General features: G+C 67.1%; 18 protein-coding genes. 13 read left to right on the top strand and 5 right to left on the bottom strand.

Features of this window, described 5'->3' with window-relative positions; translation table 11 throughout:
- Positions 1–24 precede the first annotated feature (24 nt).
- Positions 25–306: a phosphoribosyl-ATP diphosphatase gene (locus R4P95_RS24250; RefSeq protein ID WP_201453570.1), complete on the top strand. Its 282-nt coding sequence runs from the start codon at positions 25–27 to the stop codon at positions 304–306.
- A gap of 53 nt (positions 307–359) precedes the next feature.
- Complete coding sequence (hisG, locus tag R4P95_RS24245) at positions 360–1211, top strand: ATP phosphoribosyltransferase (RefSeq protein WP_213572276.1); 852 nt, start codon at positions 360–362, stop codon at positions 1209–1211.
- 36 nt (positions 1212–1247) lie between these two features.
- Here hisG and R4P95_RS24240 read toward each other — a convergent pair whose 3' ends face one another.
- Together R4P95_RS24240 and R4P95_RS24235 are read right to left on the bottom strand one after the other, a co-directional pair.
- Positions 1248–2090 (bottom strand): thioesterase family protein, encoded by an 843-nt coding sequence (locus tag R4P95_RS24240; RefSeq protein ID WP_213572275.1) that lies wholly within the window; start codon positions 2088–2090, stop codon positions 1248–1250.
- The gene (locus tag R4P95_RS24235) at positions 2087–3013 is read right to left on the bottom strand and encodes a RecB family exonuclease (RefSeq protein WP_213572274.1); all 927 of its coding nucleotides are present in this window, start codon (positions 3011–3013) and stop codon (positions 2087–2089) included. The genes R4P95_RS24240 and R4P95_RS24235 overlap by 4 nt, the downstream gene beginning before the upstream one ends.
- Positions 3014–3105: 92 nt before the next feature.
- Here R4P95_RS24235 and R4P95_RS24230 point away from each other — a divergent pair, with 92 nt between their 5' ends.
- A complete protein-coding gene (locus R4P95_RS24230; RefSeq protein ID WP_317744683.1) occupies positions 3106–3960 on the top strand; it encodes a tRNA (adenine-N1)-methyltransferase in 855 nt (284 codons plus the stop codon).
- 62 nt (positions 3961–4022) lie between these two features.
- Here R4P95_RS24230 and R4P95_RS24225 read toward each other — a convergent pair whose 3' ends face one another.
- Positions 4023–4538, bottom strand: a complete 516-nt coding sequence (locus tag R4P95_RS24225) for a hypothetical protein (protein ID WP_317744684.1) — start codon at positions 4536–4538, stop codon at positions 4023–4025.
- Positions 4539–4720: 182 nt separating this feature from the next.
- Between R4P95_RS24225 and arc the strand changes: the two genes are divergently transcribed.
- A complete protein-coding gene (gene arc / locus R4P95_RS24220; protein ID WP_159922025.1) occupies positions 4721–6496 on the top strand; it encodes a proteasome ATPase in 1776 nt (591 codons plus the stop codon).
- Between the two features lie 30 nt (positions 6497–6526).
- Here the strand turns inward: arc and R4P95_RS24215 are convergent, their stop codons facing one another.
- A complete protein-coding gene (locus R4P95_RS24215; protein WP_317744685.1) occupies positions 6527–7111 on the bottom strand; it encodes an NUDIX hydrolase in 585 nt (194 codons plus the stop codon).
- Between the two features lie 183 nt (positions 7112–7294).
- Between R4P95_RS24215 and dop the strand changes: the two genes are divergently transcribed.
- The 4 genes from dop to prcA all read left to right on the top strand — a co-directional run bounded on the left by dop (position 7295) and on the right by prcA (position 10819).
- Positions 7295–8794 carry a depupylase/deamidase Dop gene (dop, locus tag R4P95_RS24210; RefSeq protein WP_213572270.1) on the top strand — a complete coding sequence of 500 codons (1500 nt, stop codon included), beginning with the start codon at positions 7295–7297 and terminating at the stop codon, positions 8792–8794.
- A 170-nt stretch (positions 8795–8964) separates the two neighbouring features.
- The gene (locus R4P95_RS24205; protein WP_005242990.1) at positions 8965–9159 is read left to right on the top strand and encodes a ubiquitin-like protein Pup; all 195 of its coding nucleotides are present in this window, start codon (positions 8965–8967) and stop codon (positions 9157–9159) included.
- Positions 9156–10043: a proteasome subunit beta gene (gene prcB / locus R4P95_RS24200; RefSeq protein ID WP_159922031.1), complete on the top strand. Its 888-nt coding sequence runs from the start codon at positions 9156–9158 to the stop codon at positions 10041–10043. The genes R4P95_RS24205 and prcB overlap by 4 nt, the downstream gene beginning before the upstream one ends.
- The gene (prcA, locus tag R4P95_RS24195) at positions 10040–10819 is read left to right on the top strand and encodes a proteasome subunit alpha (protein ID WP_109329571.1); all 780 of its coding nucleotides are present in this window, start codon (positions 10040–10042) and stop codon (positions 10817–10819) included. Before prcB ends, prcA begins: the two co-directional genes overlap by 4 nt.
- On the opposite strand, the gene R4P95_RS24190 is transcribed toward prcA, so the two are convergent.
- Positions 10810–12183: a bifunctional phosphatase PAP2/diacylglycerol kinase family protein gene (locus R4P95_RS24190; protein ID WP_397517648.1), complete on the bottom strand. Its 1374-nt coding sequence runs from the start codon at positions 12181–12183 to the stop codon at positions 10810–10812. The two genes, prcA and R4P95_RS24190, sit on opposite strands and share 10 nt — an antisense overlap.
- A 165-nt stretch (positions 12184–12348) precedes the next feature.
- Here R4P95_RS24190 and pafA point away from each other — a divergent pair, with 165 nt between their 5' ends.
- From pafA to tatC, 5 genes are all read left to right on the top strand, one after another.
- Complete coding sequence (gene pafA, locus R4P95_RS24185) at positions 12349–13707, top strand: Pup--protein ligase (protein ID WP_213572268.1); 1359 nt, start codon at positions 12349–12351, stop codon at positions 13705–13707.
- Between the two features lie 47 nt (positions 13708–13754).
- The gene (locus R4P95_RS24180; RefSeq protein WP_213572267.1) at positions 13755–14750 is read left to right on the top strand and encodes a helix-turn-helix transcriptional regulator; all 996 of its coding nucleotides are present in this window, start codon (positions 13755–13757) and stop codon (positions 14748–14750) included.
- Positions 14743–15723: a YafY family protein gene (locus R4P95_RS24175; protein ID WP_317744687.1), complete on the top strand. Its 981-nt coding sequence runs from the start codon at positions 14743–14745 to the stop codon at positions 15721–15723. The genes R4P95_RS24180 and R4P95_RS24175 overlap by 8 nt, the downstream gene beginning before the upstream one ends.
- 152 nt (positions 15724–15875) lie before the next feature.
- Complete coding sequence (gene tatA / locus R4P95_RS24170) at positions 15876–16151, top strand: Sec-independent protein translocase subunit TatA (RefSeq protein ID WP_159922037.1); 276 nt, start codon at positions 15876–15878, stop codon at positions 16149–16151.
- A 91-nt stretch (positions 16152–16242) separates the two neighbouring features.
- Complete coding sequence (gene tatC / locus R4P95_RS24165; protein WP_213572265.1) at positions 16243–17283, top strand: twin-arginine translocase subunit TatC; 1041 nt, start codon at positions 16243–16245, stop codon at positions 17281–17283.

Raw genomic sequence — 17283 nt, 5'->3', positions numbered from 1 at the left:
CGGTTCCGAGGGGACCGCGGTGGCGTGAAACAATGGGTCCTCGTGAAGACCTTCGAATCCCTGTTCGCCGAGCTGACTGAACGCGCCGCCACCCGTCCCGAGGGCTCCGGCACCGTTGCCGCCCTGGACGCCGGCGTCCATTCGCAGGGAAAGAAGATCCTCGAAGAGGCCGGTGAGGTGTGGATTGCCGCCGAGCACGAGAGTGACGACGCGCTCTCCGAGGAAATCTCCCAGCTGCTCTACTGGGTTCAGGTGCTGATGGTGGGTAAGGGGCTGAAACTCGAGGACGTCTACCGACATCTGTGATCGGTCGATCGAGCCTTCCCTCACCCCGCGTCTTCTCCGAAAGGACCCCTCCCATGCTGCGCGTTGCAGTCCCGAACAAGGGCTCGCTGTCCGAGTCCGCCGCCGAAATCCTCAGCGAAGCCGGTTACCGGCGCCGCACCGACTCCCGCGATCTGACCGTTCTCGACCCGTCGAACCAGGTCGAATTCTTCTTCCTGCGGCCCAAGGACATCGCCATCTACGTCGGTTCGGGTGAACTCGACCTCGGGATCACCGGCCGCGACCTCGCCCGCGATTCGGGCGCACCTGTCTCCGAACGGCTCTCACTCGGCTTCGGCCGGTCCACCTTCCGGTACGCCGCCCCTGCCGGGAAGGATTGGTCCGTGGAGGACCTCGCGGGGCTGAGGATCGCCACGTCCTACCCCAACCTGGTGCGCGACGACCTGTCGGCCCGAGGCATCGATGCCTCGGTGATCCGCCTCGACGGCGCGGTCGAAATCTCGATTCAGCTCGGTGTCGCGGACGCGATCGCCGACGTGGTGGGGTCGGGACGCACACTGCGCCAGCACAACCTGGTGGCCTTCGGGGACACCCTCTGCGACTCCGAGGGTGTGCTCATCGAACGCGCGGGTTCGCCCGCCGACAATTCGGCCCGCAACCAGTTGGTGGAGCGGGTGCGGGGCATCGTGTTCGCGCAGCAGAACCTCATGCTCGATTACGACTGCCCTAAGACGATCCTCGACGACGCGTTGAAGATCACCCCGGGTCTGGAATCCCCGACACTGTCGCCGCTGGCCGACGAGAACTGGGTGGCAGTGCGGGCGATGGTGCCGATCAAGGGGCACAACGGTGTGATGGACGAGCTCGCCGAACTCGGTGCCAAGGCGATTCTGGCCTCGAACATCCGGTCGTGCCGGGCTCTGTGAGTCCGCGTTCCGCTTCGGTCTGCGCTCGTTCCGAACTCAGGGGCGGGCGCGGACCTGTACGGATTGGGTGATGCGCCCGACCGCACCCGCGTGGTCGTAGAGCACGCCCGCGCACATACCCACCCCGTCGGGGCCGATCGAGGTTTCCGCGCTGACGCCAACCCAGCTCCCCGACGGCACCCGGAACACGTGAACCGTGAGGTCCGTGTTCAGAAACGTCCACTGCGTCGGGTCGAGTTTGGAACCGACACCGTTGGCGATATCGGCCACGGAGAACAACCGCTCGAGCGGAGTCATCTGCTCGCCCCGGACGAGGGCGGGCTTCGGCTTCGCCCACATCGCGGCGGGACCTTCGCCGCCGATCTCGGTGATCCACCGGTAGTCGAGGGTGTCGAGGTAACCCGATGCGGGGAAACGCCACACGGCACCGTCGCGGCCTGCTTCCGGCGGTGGGAGAGGCGTGTCGGCGGTGTGCACCGTGGCGGCGGTATCAACGGTCTCCATTCGCCACCCGGTAGCCCTGGCCACCGCGCGCGATCGGCCGGCGGTATCGGTGCTCCACAGTTCCGCGACCACCAACTCCACCCGCCGCCCGGGACGCTGTACCCAGGAGCGGACCTCGAGTTCGGCGATCGGGATGGGGCCGAGGATGTCGACGGCGACCCGGGTGACCCGCACGTCGTTTCGGGCGTCGCAGCGCTCGAGCGCGCGAAGGAGGAGGGCGGACGGGGGCGCGCCGTGTTGCATGGTGTCGGCCCACACGCTGACGGTCAGGTCGGTACTCGCGAACCGCTCGATGGTGACCTTCCGATCCGGATCGGACGCTGCAGCGCTCAGCGACTTCGAACCGACCGGAACGTAGTAGGACTCCGCACTCATTCGACGATCTCCTCGAACGCAGGTGTCTCCTCGGCCGGCCCCTCAGGCCATCCCGGATAGGGCGGCGGTGTTCCGCCGAACGACGGGCACAGGGCCTTGTGGTCACACCAGTCGCACAGTCGGCTGGGCTTGGGGCGGAAGTCCCCGGTCGCACCCGCTGTCAGAATCGCTTTCCAGATGGCCGAGAGCGTGCGTTCGAATCGCAGCAGTTCGTCCTCGTCGGGCGCGTAAGTGAGCACGATGCCGGAGGCCAGGTACAGCAGGCGCAACTGGGCGGGCACGATCCCCCGGGTCCGGAGCAGCACCAGGGCGTAGAACTTCATCTGGAACAGGGCCTTGGACTCGCTCATTTCCCGCGGGGCGCGACCCGTCTTGTAGTCGACCACCCGCACCTCGCCGGTGGGCGCGACGTCGATGCGGTCGACGAAGCCGCGCAGCAACACCCCGTCGGCAAGTTCGGTCTCCACCCGCAGCTCACACGACTCGGCCTCGAACCGCGTCGGATCTTCCAGACCGTAGTAGGCGGTGACCAGGGAGCGGGCCTCGTCGAGGAACCCTTGACGCTCCTCGGCGGGTACCAAGTCGATCAGTTCGGGTGTCTCGGCGAGCATCCGTTCCCACGAGGGATGGACGAGGTCGACGGCGCGCTCGGGCACACGCTCGGCGGCGGGTAGCCCGAACAGGGTTTCCAGCGCCGCATGCACCACAGTGCCCTTCACCTGCGCCCGCGAGGGCGCCTCGGGGAGTCGGTCGACGGCCCGGAACCGGTAGAGCAACGGGCACTGCTTGAAGTCGCCGGCCCGGGAGGGGGAGAGCGCGGGGCGCCTGCGGGTTGCCGTTCCCGCTCCGAGCTGCAATGGGGAACCCTTCGTCTGTGATGGGGGACCCTCTGTCACAGGGGCTGCCGACTCTGAGATGCTCACACCTGGCAGGGTAGGCGCCTGGTCCGACAGTCTCGTCGCGGCCGCCGGCGAGTACGACGGCCGGAACGAACAGGCTGAGGAGTCGTTGACACATGGTAGGACGCGAAACGCGACCGAGCGGACCGTTTCGGGTGGGCGATCGCGTCCAGCTGACCGACGCCAAGGGCCGGCATTACACGGTCAACCTGGAGGCGGGCAAGGAGTTCCACACCCACCGCGGCGGCATCCTGCACGACGACCTGATCGGCACCGACGAGGGCAGTGTCGTCAAGTCCACCAACGGCACCCCCTACCTGGCGTTGCGGCCGCTGCTGGTCGACTACATCCTGTCGATGCCGCGCGGCGCCCAGGTGATCTACCCGAAGGACGCCGCGCAGATCGTGCACGAGGGTGACGTGTTCCCCGGTGCGCGGGTGCTCGAGGCGGGCGCCGGATCCGGGGCACTGACCTGCTCTCTTCTCCGTGCGGTGGGACCGCAGGGTCGGGTCATCTCCTACGAGGTGCGGGACGACCACGCCGAGCACGCGGTGCGCAACGTCGAAACCTTCTTCGGGGAACGACCGGACAACTGGGATCTGACCATCGCCGATGTCGCCGAGTTCGACCCCGAGGCGGCCGGCGGACAGGTGGATCGGGTCGTTCTCGACATGCTGGCGCCGTGGGACGCCCTGCCCGCCGTGTCGAAGGCGCTGGTTCCGGGCGGCGTTCTCGTCGTCTACGTCGCTACTGTGACGCAGCTCTCGAAAGTCGTCGAGGCGATGCGGGAGCAGGAGTGCTGGACCGAGCCCCGGTCGTGGGAGTCGATCGTGCGGGGTTGGCACGTGGTCGGCCTGGCGGTGCGCCCCGAGCACCGGATGCAGGGCCACACCGCGTTCCTCGTCAGTGCCCGGCGCCTCGCCGAGGGCACCGTCACCCCCAAGCCGCAGCGCAGGTCCGGCAAGGGCTGACACCGACGAAAGCGGCGGCGCCCGAAGGGACGCCGCCGCGGAAACGGTCTCGCGGGTCTGTTCTAGCAGCCGGTGCGGGCCATGCCCAGCAACGCGCAGGTGCTCTCGTCCGACACCTTCCAGGTCCCGTCGACGTTCTCCCACGTCCACGGGGTGGGAGCGGCGGTGCCGTGCGGGCTCGTCACCGCCACCTTCGCGGTGGCAATATCACGGTCTACCTGCACGTCCGTGACAGTGAACGACACCGGGTAGTTGGCGGTGGCGGCGGTCATGGCCTCGATGTTGGAGCGGCGCTCGTCACCCTTGACCACCACGGCGGTCTTCTCGTCGACCGGTCGTGCGGGATCGACGAGAACCTGCAGTGTGGTGAGCAGTTCCTCCGAGCTGGGCGCGGCCACGGAGTCCTCGGTCGACGTCGCGGCCGCGGCCGCCGAGGCCGTCGTGGCGGTGGCCGCTGTGGTGTCCGCGGTGTCGTCGGACGAGCACGACGCCAGGCCGAGCGCGAGGACGACGGCACCCGCGGCGACTGCAGTCCTGCCGACGAGGGAAGTGCCGATCAGCGATGTGCGGATTATCACGACGAGCCCTTTCGTTACACAGAAGAGAGAGACACTGCTCAGCAGGTAGGCAAGGCTAACATGATGGAACTGGAGGTTCGGGTCTCTCGTTGGCCGATTCGCAATCGGCAGATTCCGTGTCACGGCGCAGAATTCGGGCGGTGCCGGTAGCGTTGATAGATCTTCATTGGGAGGAGACGCACATGAGCTCGACAGAGAACCCCGATTCGGTTGCGGCCGCACGAGAGCTCGAGGCGTTGCGCGCAGAGGCGTCGGCATTGCGGAGGCAGCTCGCGGAGTCGCCGGAACAGCTCCGTGAGATGGAATCGCGAGTGGACTCGTTGTCCATCCGTAACACCAAGCTGATGGACACCCTCAAGGAAGCACGCCAGCAGCTCATCGCTCTTCGAGAGGAAGTCGATCGCCTCGGCCAGCCGCCGAGCGGATACGGCGTCCTCCTCGGAGTGCACGACGACCAGACCGTGGACGTGTTCACCTCCGGTCGCAAGATGCGGTTGACGTGCTCACCGAACGTCGAGGCCGAGACGCTCAAGCTCGGTCAGACCGTGCGCCTCAACGAGGCCCTCACCATCGTCGAGGCCGGCACCTTCGAGCGTGTGGGCGAGATCAGCACCCTGCGCGAGATCCTCGACGACGGCCAGCGTGCCCTCGTGGTGGGTCACGCCGACGAGGAACGCATCGTCTGGCTGGCCGAACCCCTCGCCGCGGTCTTCGCCGACAGTGAGCGAGAGTCGGTCGCGTACGACGCGGAGTCACCCACCCGCAAGTTGCGGCCCGGCGATTCTCTGCTGGTCGACACCAAGGCCGGATACGCGTTCGAGCGGATACCGAAGGCCGAAGTCGAGGATCTCGTCCTCGAAGAGGTCCCGGACGTGCACTACGACGACATCGGCGGGCTCGGACGGCAGATCGAGCAGATCCGCGACGCGGTGGAGTTGCCGTTCCTGCACAAGGACCTCTTCCACGAGTACGCGCTCCGCCCACCCAAGGGTGTGCTCCTGTACGGCCCGCCCGGCTGCGGTAAGACACTCATCGCGAAGGCTGTCGCGAACTCGCTGGCCAAGAAGATCGCCGAGGCCCGCGGTGAGGACAGCAAGGAAGCGAAGTCGTTCTTCCTCAACATCAAGGGTCCCGAGCTGCTCAACAAGTTCGTCGGCGAGACGGAACGGCACATCCGGCTCATCTTCCAGCGGGCTCGCGAGAAGGCCTCGGAGGGTACTCCCGTCATCGTGTTCTTCGACGAGATGGACTCGATCTTCCGTACCCGCGGATCGGGTGTCTCGTCCGACGTCGAGACCACCGTCGTCCCGCAGTTGCTCAGCGAGATCGACGGTGTCGAGGGGCTCGAGAACGTCATCGTGATCGGCGCCTCCAACCGCGAGGACATGATCGACCCCGCAATCCTGCGTCCGGGCCGCCTGGACGTGAAGATCAAGATCGAGCGTCCCGACGCGGAATCGGCACAGGACATCTTCTCCAAGTACCTGACCGAGACGCTGCCCGTCCACGCCGACGACCTGGCCGAGTTCGGTGGGGACCGCACCGCCTGCATCCGGGCGATGATCGAGCGGGTCGTCGACCGCATGTACGCCGAGAGTGAGGAGAACCGCTTCCTCGAGGTCACCTATGCCAACGGTGACAAGGAGGTGCTGTACTTCAAGGACTTCAACTCGGGTGCGATGATCCAGAACATCGTCGACCGGGCCAAGAAGTACGCGATCAAGTCGGTGCTCGACACCGGGGCCCCCGGCCTGCGGGTCCAGCACCTGTTCGATTCGATCGTCGACGAGTTCTCGGAGAACGAGGACCTGCCGAACACCACGAACCCGGACGACTGGGCACGCATTTCGGGCAAGAAGGGCGAGCGGATCGTCTACATCCGCACGTTGGTCACCGGCAAGAACGCCAGCGCGAGCCGCGCCATCGACACCGAATCCAACACCGGCCAGTACCTGTAGCGGTTTGCCCATACCGGCACGGCGGGAACGTCATTCGTTTCCCGCCGTGCCGGTCTGTTCTCCGGGCCGGTTCACGTCCGGGGCGACACGGTTTCCGAGCAGTGCGCGGGTGTCGGGGGCGAACGGCCAAGCCGGGTCGCGGAGGTGCGTGAGCAGCTCTTCGGGGGTCCACCACCAGCCGGCCGCGATTTCACTCTCCTGGTGAATGATCGGGCCATCCCAATGGGTTTCGTAGGCGTAGAGGTGGCAGCGCAGGCGCAGCCCCTGCCACCGGCCGTTCCAGGACACCCGGGCGATCGGGGTGAGCACGGCACCGGTGATCCCCAGCTCCTCGGCCAATTCCCGGCCGGCGGCCTGTTCGGGGGTCTCGCCGGGATCGAGCACACCGCCAGCCAGGCAGTCGTGATGACCGGCGAACACCCTCTTGGTGTCGGACCGCCGGTGCACGTAGAGACGTTTTCCGTCGCCCGACCGCACGAGCACTCCGGCGCTGGCATGCCACAGCCCCTCGTCATAGACCCGTGATCGTTCGGCGGACCCGACAGGGTGGCCTGCGTCGTCGAACACCGCCACCACTTCGTGTGCCTGTCGTGAAGTGTCCGGCGCGGAATCCATGCGTCCGATCCTGCCACCAGCATGGTGACGCCGTCCCCGTCCCGTCGGCGTCGGGGTACTCATGGCCGTGCCACGGCCGGTCGCTCGATTTCGGCCCGAGCCGTGGCAGGTTCCGTCGACCGCAATCGGGAGTGCGCGCAGGCCTGACCGTCTCGGGAACCGGTGATCGCATAGGCTCGCAGCATGCAGCGGATCATCGGTGTCGAAGTCGAGTACGGAATCTCCTCGCCCAGCGAGCCGTCGGCCAATCCGATTCTGACCTCGACCCAGGCGGTGCTCGCCTATGCGGCAGCGGCCGGGGTGCCCCGGGCCAAGCGGACGCGGTGGGACTACGAGGTGGAGTCGCCCCTGCGCGACGCCCGCGGATTCGACCTCGGCCGGCTCAGCGGCCCCGCACCGGTCATCGACGCCGACGAGGTCGGTGCCGCCAACATGATCCTCACCAACGGCGCGCGCCTGTACGTCGACCACGCCCATCCGGAGTATTCCGCCCCCGAGGTCACCGACCCGCTCGACGCGGTGATCTGGGACAAGGCGGGTGAGCGGGTGATGGAAGCCGCCGCCCGGTACGCGTCGAGTGTGCCCGGTGCACCGCGACTGCAGCTGTACAAGAACAACGTGGACGGCAAGGGCGCCTCCTACGGCACCCACGAGAATTACCTCATGTCGCGGGCTACCCCGTTCTCCGCGGTGATCAACGGCCTCACCCCGTTCTTCGCGTCCCGTCAGGTGATCACCGGGTCCGGGCGGGTGGGCATCGGTCAGTCCGGCGACGAGGCCGGTTTCCAGTTGTCGCAGCGTGCGGACTACATCGAGGTGGAGGTCGGCCTCGAGACGACGCTCAAGCGCGGGATCATCAACACCCGCGACGAACCCCATGCCGATGCGGACAAGTACCGCCGGCTCCACGTCATCATCGGTGACGCCAATCTGGCCGAGATGTCGACGTACCTCAAAGTCGGCACCACCGCCCTGGTTCTCGATCTCATCGAGGCCGGCGTCGATCTCACCGACCTCCAGCTCGCACGCCCGGTCACCGCCGTGCACCACATCAGTCACGACCCCACCTTGCGGGCCACTGTGGCGTTGGCCGACGGCCGGGAGCTGACGGGGCTTGCCCTGCAGCGGATCTATCACGACCGGGTTGCGAAATTCGTCTCCGCCGAGGGCAACGACGACCCCCGCGTCACCGACCTGCTCGAAAAATGGGCCATGGTGCTCGACCTGCTCGAGCGTGATCCGTTGGAGTGCTCACACCTACTGGACTGGCCGGCGAAGCTGCGTCTTCTGGAGGGTGCGCGCAGCCGGGAAGGCCTCGGATGGGCCGCCCCCAAATTGCACCTGATCGACCTCCAGTACTCCGACGTGCGTCTCGACAAGGGGCTGTACAACCTCCTGGTGTCGCGCGGGTCGATGGAACGGCTCGTCACCGAGCAGCAGGTCCTGGACGCCGTCGATGCACCGCCCATCGACACCCGCGCGTACTTCCGCGGCGAGTGCCTGCGCAGGTTCGGTGCCGACATTGCGGCTGCGAGCTGGGATTCGGTGATCTTCGACCTGGGTGGAGACTCCCTGGTCCGGATCCCGACACTCGAGCCGCTGCGGGGCAGCAAAGCCCACGTCGGAGCGTTGCTGGAGTCGGTGACCACCGCGAAGGAGCTCGTCGACGAGCTCACGAACTGAGCCCTCGGGCCGGCCGCGGTAGGTCCCGCCGGGGAACTCACCGCCGCGTCGGCACACGTGGGGCGTCGGCGCTCGGTAGGGTGAAGGTCCGAGCGGATGATCAGTCAGACTGCTTGGCAGAACAGGACGCTCGGAAGAAGAGCTCCCTTTACACAAGGAGGTCGGCGGCGATGGCACAGGAGCAGACCAAACGTACTGGTGGCGGCGATGAGGACGACACCCCCGGCGGTGACGGAGCTGCAGGTCAGGAACGTCGTGAAAAGCTGGCAGAAGACACCGACGACCTCCTCGACGAGATCGACGACGTGCTCGAGGAGAATGCCGAGGACTTCGTCCGGGCCTATGTCCAGAAGGGCGGCCAGTGACGGCGGATCGACCGGCACTGCGGATACACAACGGTGACACGAGGCTCAGCTTCGGTTCGAACCTGTCCTCGTTCACCGAGTATCTGCGTGGTCATGCACCAGAATTGTTGCCGGAGAATCGGATCGGCCTTCGCTCGCACTCGACCGCACGGGGTGGTGACGGGATGGACAGCGGTGATCTCGCACCGCACGGAACGACGATCGTGGCGCTCACCTACAAGGGTGGGGTGCTCATTGCCGGTGACCGGCGAGCGACACAGGGAAACCTGATCGCCAGTCGCGACGTGGAAAAGGTGTACATCACCGACGAATACTCTGCTGCCGGAATCGCAGGTACCGCCGGTATCGCGATCGAGTTGGTGCGGCTCTTCGCTGTCGAGCTCGAGCACTACGAGAAGATCGAGGGCGTTCAGCTCACGTTCGACGGCAAGGCGAATCGCCTGGCGTCGATGGTGCGCGGCAATCTCGGGGCCGCGATGCAGGGCCTCGCCGTGGTGCCGCTCCTCGTCGGCTACGACCTCGACGCGGACGACGACGCGCGGGCGGGCCGGATCGTGTCCTACGACGTGGTCGGCGGTCGCTACGAGGAACGCTCCGGATACCACGCGGTCGGTTCGGGTTCGTTGTTCGCGAAGTCGTCGCTGAAGAAGCTGTATACGCCGGAGAGTGACGAGGAGACCGCGTTGCGCGCGGCCATCGAGTCGCTGTACGACGCCGCCGACGACGACTCGGCCACCGGCGGCCCGGATGTGACCAGGGGTATCTACCCGACCGCGGTGACGATCACGCAGGCCGGGGCGGTGCACGTGTCCGAGGACACGACGTCGGAGTTGGCGCGGCGCATCGTCGCCGAGCGGACCGAAGAAGGGGGGTCGGCGCGATGACCATGCCGTACTACGCATCAGCCGAGCAGATCATGCGGGATCGCTCGGAGCTGGCGCGCAAAGGCATCGCCCGGGGGCGCAGCGTCGTGGTGCTCACCTTCCACGACGGTGTGCTGTTCGTCGCGGAGAATCCGTCGACCGCCCTGCACAAGGTGAGCGAGCTGTATGACCGCCTCGGGTTCGCGGCGGTGGGGAAATACAACGAGTTCGAGAACTTGCGGCGGGCCGGCATCGTGCACGCCGACATGCGCGGTTACTCCTACGACCGCCGCGATGTGACGGGTCGGTCGCTGGCCAACGCCTATGCGCAGACGCTGGGCACGATCTTCACCGAGCAGCCCAAGCCCTACGAGGTGGAAATTTGCGTCGCCGAGGTGGGGCGGGTGGGAAGCCCCAAGGCGCCGCAGTTGTACCGCATCACCTACGACGGATCCATCGTCGACGAGCAGGACTTCGTGGTGATGGGTGGCACGACGGAACCGATCGCTACTGCCATGCGTGAGTCCTATCGCGCCGATCTGGGCCTCGAGGACGCGGTCGGGGTCGCGGTCAACGCATTGCGGCAGGGCGGTGCGGGCGACGGTGAACGCCGCAACGTCGATGTGTCGGCTCTCGAGGTGGCGGTGCTCGATCAGACCCGTCCCCGGCGCGCGTTCCGGCGGATCGTCGGGAGTGCGCTCGAGGGGCTGCTTCCGGAGCCGCCCGCCGCCCCGTCGGAATCGGCCGCAGAGCCGACTCCGGACAACGGGACGACGTCGACCGAATCTCAGGGCTGAGGGCGGTACACCGCGAGCGCTTCGGGCTCGGCCCGGAAGTCGAAGGTGCGGGCGTCGGCGACTACTTCGCCGTCGGTCGCCAGAGCGACCGGTGATCCGTCGACCTGCACGGTCAGCCTCGGCACCAGCGACCGGACGTACACCGGTGTGGTGCCGAGGGTGCCGGTCGCCGCGGCGAACAGCAGCCGGGATCGTGAGGCGCGGCGGTCTGCCCGCACATATCGCACATCGAGCATTCCGCCGGTGATCGCCGGGCGTGACATCGGAACCTGATCGGCCGGCGAGTACCGGCCGTTTCCGACGAACAGCATCCAGATCAGCACCGGTTCCCCGTCGATGGTGACGGCGAGGGGTGCGGCGGCGGACAGGATCCGGATCATTGCGGCGCAGGCGGCCGGCCATTTCCCGAGCCGCGGCTGCCACTTTTCCCGTAGTCGCACGGCGTCCGGGTATCCACCCAGGCTGGCGGTGTTGAGGAACGGGGCCGGCGCTGCGACGTCGGTGCCGACGACGGCCTTGTCGACGTGCCGGGCGCGCCCCTCCTCGACAGCCTTCGCCGTTCCGGCGATGTCGGTGACGCCCGCGTCGCGGGCGAAGTGATTGAGGGTGCCCCCGGGAAATACCGCCAGCGGCAGCGTGTGGCGGACCGCTGCCGCTGCCACCGCGACCACCGTGCCGTCGCCGCCGCAGACCCCGAGCGCCTGCGGTTGGGTCCCGCCGATCCAGGTGTCGAGCTGCTCGGCGAAATCCTGGTCCATGTCGAGGGTGCGCACCAGTGCATTCGGCAAGGCGGCGCCGATCTCGTCGGTCGGCGCATCGTCGCCGGGTCCGGATCCGGGATTGACCACCACGAGTAGGCCTTCGCCACCGGGTAGTGCGGGAACGTCGGCCGCGGAACCGAGGTCGGCCGGGTCCTCCGAGCGGACCGCCCACCAGCGTCGGGTGCTCGAGGCCACGACACCACCGAACGCGAGCCCGACAAGCACGTCACTCGGCCAGTGGACTCCGTTGTGGACGCGGGAGTAGGCGACTGCCGCCGCGAGCGGTGCCAGCACGGCGCCGGTGACCGGCGACTCGAGGGCGACCCCGGTGGTGAAGGCCGCCGCGGATGCGGCGTGCCCGGACGGGAACGACGACGACAGCGGAATGCGCACCCCCCGCAGTACGCTGGCCCATTGCCGGGCGGTGGGCCGCCGCCGAGGGAACAGCGGTTTCAGGATCCCGTTGGCCAGCATGCTGGCCAGGGCGAGGGACAGCAGACCGCGGACACCGCCGCGCCGCGCCCGCCCGCCGACGGCGGTGAGTACTGCCGCGGCTGCCCACCACAGCACCCCCTTGTCGGCGGCACGGCTGAGGAAACGCATCACCCTGTCGGCCTCGGACGGACGTAGATTGGCGCTGCGGTCGAACACGAACTCGTCGGCTCGGTGGATCCGGTGTAACGGTGGCTTCACGACCTCAGAGTATGCGTGCGGTGTCGCCGACGGTTTTCTCGCTCCGCCGCGTGATCCGCGTTGTACTGTCGAGGTGTGCAGCGACGAATCATGGGTATTGAGACTGAGTTCGGTGTGACCTGCACCTTCCATGGTCACAGGCGACTGAGCCCCGACGAGGTTGCGCGCTACCTGTTCCGGCGGGTGGTGTCGTGGGGCCGTAGTTCCAACGTGTTCCTCCGGAACGGTGCCCGCCTGTATCTGGACGTCGGCTCGCACCCCGAGTACGCGACGGCGGAGTGCGACAACCTGATCCAGTTGGTCAATCACGACCGGGCGGGGGAGCGGGTTCTCGAGGAACTGCTCATCGACGCGGAGCAGCGGCTCGCCGAAGAAGGCATCGGCGGCGACATCTACCTGTTCAAGAACAACACCGACTCCGCCGGTAACTCGTACGGCTGCCACGAGAACTTCCTGGTGGCGCGGGCCGGGGAGTTCTCCCGGATCTCCGACGTTCTGTTGCCGTTCCTGGTGACGCGGCAGCTGATCTGCGGTGCCGGCAAGGTCCTGCAAACTCCCAAGGCGGCCACCTTCTGCCTGTCTCAGCGGGCGGAGCACATCTGGGAGGGGGTGTCCTCGGCGACTACCCGGTCGCGGCCCATCATCAATACGCGCGACGAACCGCACGCCGACGCCGAGAAGTACCGTCGCCTCCACGTGATCGTCGGCGACTCCAACATGTCGGAGTCGACCACCATGCTCAAGGTGGGAACCGCGGCCCTCGTCCTGGAGATGATCGAGGCCGGGGTCGCGTTCCGCGATTTCGCGCTCGACAACCCGATCCGCGCCATCCGCGAGGTCAGTCATGACGTCACCGGACGTCGCCCGGTGCGGTTGGCCGGCGGCCGGCAGGCCAGTGCACTGGACATTCAGCGCGAGTACCACGCGCGCGCGGTGGAACACCTGCAGAACCGCGAACCCGACGCACAGGTCAGCCAGGTGGTGGATCTGTGGGGCCGGATGCTCGATGCGGTGGAGTCGCAGGACTTCGCCAAGGTGGACACGGAGATCGACTGGGTGATCAAGCGCAAGCTGTTCCAGCGCTACCAGGACCGTGACGGGTTCGAGCTTGCCGACCCGAAGATCGCGCAACTCGACCTGGCATACCACGACATCAAACGTGGTCGCGGTGTGTTCGACCTGCTCCAGCGCAAGGGGCTGGTGAAGCGGATCACCGAGGACGAGACGATCGAGGCTGCCGTGGACACACCGCCGCAGACGACCCGCGCGAAGCTGCGCGGTGAGTTCATCACCGCAGCTCAGGAGGCCGGCCGCGACTTCACCGTCGACTGGGTGCATCTCAAGCTCAACGATCAGGCGCAGCGGACCGTCCTGTGCAAGGACCCGTTCAGGTCGGTCGACGAACGGGTGGAGCGGTTGATTGCCTCGATGTAGCCGCGCTGCGGAAGTTCGGAACCAACCCACCCACTAGGCTTCCGGGCGTGCCGACATCCAAGATCGAGCGCTTGATGAACCTGGTGATCTGTCTGCTGTCCACCAGGCAGTTCCTCACGGCCGAGAAGATTCGCGAGAGCGTAGCCGGATACGCCGACTCCGCCAGCGACGAGGCCTTCAGTCGCATGTTCGAGCGCGACAAGAACGAACTCCGTGACCTCGGTGTGCCCCTCGAGACCGGGCAGGCGTCGCGTTTTTCCACGGTCGAGGGCTACCGCATCAACCGCAACGCGTACGAACTTCCCGACATCGACCTCACCCAGGAGGAATCGGCGGCCGTGGCGGTGGCGGTGCAGTTGTGGGAGTCGCCGGAGCTGACCTCGGCAGCACAGGGTGCGTTGCTGAAATTGCGGGCGGCGGGGGTGCAGGTGGATCCCGACTCTGCGGCCACCCCCGTTACCGCCGCCCCGGCACGCACACGAGGGTCGGAACCGGCGCTGGGCAAGCTGCTGGCCGCGATCGATGCCGGTCGTGCCGTGCACTTTCCCCACCGGGGGGCGCTCAACGAGCCGTACACCGAACGCACCGTGGAGCCGTGGGGTGTCGTCACAGCGCACGGTCGCTGGTATCTCGTCGGCCACGACGTCGACCGTGGCGCCGTGCGGACGTTCCGGCTCTCGCGGATCGGTGACGAGGTGACGGCGTTCGGCCCGGCCGGTGTGGTGCACAAGCCGGCCGACGTCGATCTTCGTGCAATCGTGGATCGGGTCACCGGATCGGGTGCGGTCACCGGCACCGCAACGGTGTGGGTAGCCGAAGGGCGAGCCCAGGAGTTGCGCCGACTGGGCACCACCACCGGGGAACGGCAAGTGGCCCAGCGCAGCGGAAGTGTTCTGCAGATTCCGGTGCGGTCGCGGGACTGGATCGCCCGGCTGGTTGCCGGACACGGGGCGGATGCATTGGTCCTCGACCCACCGGAACTGCGCGACGACGTGCTGGCCAAGTTACGGGACGCGGCGGGACAGGGGGCGCGGAGTGAGTAACAGATTGTCGTCGAGACTTTCGCGGCTACTCAATTTGGTGCCGTACTTCATCGCGAATCCGGGAATGAGCGCGGCGGAAGCCGCCGCCGAACTCGGGGTGACGACCACCCAGTTGATGACCGACCTCAATCAGTTGTGGGTGTGCGGGTTGCCGGGGTACGGCCCCGGCGACTTGATCGACCTCTCGTTCTCCGAGGAGAGCATCGAGGTGACGTTCTCGGCGGGCATCGACCGTCCGCTGCGGTTGACGTCCACCGAGGCGACCGCGCTGCTGATTGCTCTGCGTTCGCTGGTCGAGATGCCCGGCATGGTTGACCCTTCGGCGGCGCACAGCGCGATCGCGAAGATCGAGGATGCCGCCGGCACGGCCGCGGCGCGTACCCCGGCAACGGTGTCGCCAGGCCGGGAGACTGCCGAGGACGTGGAAGAAGACCCCATCGCCGCAACGGTGCGCGCCGCCCTCCATCATCGCCGCGCACTCGACCTCACCTACTATTCCGCTTCGCGGGACCGGGTGAGTGAGCGCACGGTGGATCCGGTCCGCATCGTGCTGGTCGACAACCACAGCTACCTGCAGGCGTGGTGCCGTCAGGCCGAAGGGGTGCGTCTCTTCCGGCTCGACCGCATCGACGCCGCCACCGAATTGGAGGAGCCCTCCACACCGCCGGCGCAGGCGCTGGTGCGGGATTCGAATCTGGAACTGTTCAGTGGCGACCCCTCCCTACCGCATGCCCGGCTGCACATCAGCGCCGAGTGCGTGTGGGTGCTCGACTACTACCCGATGGATGTGCTGGCCGTGGGTGCGGACGGTGCCGTCGAGGCGAGCATGAGCTACGGGGCACTCGAGTGGATGGCGCGGCTCCTCCTCGGCTTCGGTGGTGGCATCACCGTCCTCGAACCGGTCGAGCTCGTCGAGGAGGTGCGGCGCCGCGCGGTCGAGGCCCTCGCGGCGTATGAGGCCGTGGACGTCTGAGTCAGCGTCGAGGACTGCTCGCCGATGTGCGTTCACCGCGTTCGGTGAGGAAACCGACAGTCGAATCGCAGCGTGACTAGCCGGTTTCGACGCGGCTGGTCCGGGGCCGGTCCGGTAGCATCGGGGTCACCTGATCTTTTGGAGGTTTCATCATGGGAGCCATGAGCCCCTGGCACTGGGCCATCGTTGCGTTGGTCGTTGTCATCCTTTTCGGTTCCAAGAAGCTGCCCGACGCAGCTCGTGGACTCGGCCGCTCGCTTCGCATCTTCAAGAGCGAGGTCAAGGAGATGCAGAACGACAACAACGCTCCGGCGCCCACCGCGCAGCAGAGCGCGCCCGCCGAACTGCCCGTGGCGGATACCACCACCACGCCCGTCACGCCTCCCGCTCCGGTGCAGCCGCAGCACCCCGAGCACAAGTCGGCGTAGTCCGAGCCGTCTGGCAACCGGGGTGACCTCGTCACCCCGGTCGCTTGCTGACCGAGACCGGTTCGCCTGCTGATCAAGACTAGGGCCCATAGTGCGTATTCCGTTCGATCCGCGACACAGCAAGCGGAGGACCAATCCCGACGGCACCATGTCGTTGGTCGATCACCTGTACGAGTTGCGCACGCGACTGCTCCTGTCCGTGCTGGCGATCCTCGTCACTACCGCGGTCGGCTTCTTCTGGTATTCCCATCAGCTTCTCGGCATCGAGAGCCTGGGTGAGCTGCTGCGCGGGCCGTACTGTTCACTGCCCGACTCGAGCCGGGCGGATCTCAGTAGCGACGGCGCGTGCCGGCTGCTCGCCACCGGACCGTTCGAGCAGTTCATGTTGCGGTTCAAGGTGGCTTTCACCGCGGGCATCGTTCTGGCGTGCCCGATCTGGCTGTACGAGCTGTGGGCCTTCATCACGCCCGGCCTGTACGCGAAGGAACGCCGCTACGCCATCGGCTTCGTGGTGTCGGGGGCGCTGCTGTTCGTCGCCGGAGCGGTGCTGGCGTACGTGGTGGTCGCCAAGGCGTTGCACTTCCTCTTGACGATCGGCGACAACGTTCAGATCACGGCGCTCGGTGGTGCCGAGTACTTCGGGTTCATCGTCAATCTCCTGATCATCTTCGGTGTCAGTTTCGAGATTCCGTTGCTCATCGTCGCGCTGAACTTCGTCGGCATCTTGCCGTACGCCAAGCTCAAGGCATGGCGGCGCGGGTTGATCTTCGCGTTGTTCGTCTTCGCCGCGATCGCCACGCCCGGGCAGGACCCGTTCTCGATGCTGGCGCTCGCGCTGGCCCTGACGGTGCTGTTCGAAATCGCCGTGCAGATCGCCCGCCTCAACGACCGAAGGAAGGCGCGGCGCAGCGAACAGGAATGGGGGGCGCTGGACGACGACGAAGCGTCGCCGATCGCCGCCCCGAAGGACCTGGACGAGGCCTTCGACGCCGCGCCGACACCGGTTCCCGAGCCCGCCGGCCGCTTCCGGCGTGGCCGCAAATCCGGCCGGTCCGGTTCAGCGCTCCAGGGTGACGGCGCCACCACGACCGGCCCCAACACACCGGGTCAGGACTTTTCCGACACCCTGTGA

Origin of the sequence: Rhodococcus sp. IEGM 27, assembly GCF_033142305.1 — a bacterium.
In the GTDB taxonomy this organism is placed as follows: Bacteria; Actinomycetota; Actinomycetes; order Mycobacteriales; family Mycobacteriaceae; genus Rhodococcus_F; species Rhodococcus_F oxybenzonivorans.
Note: the sequence above shows the minus strand (reverse complement) of the source record. Positions and strands in the feature narration are given on the sequence as shown.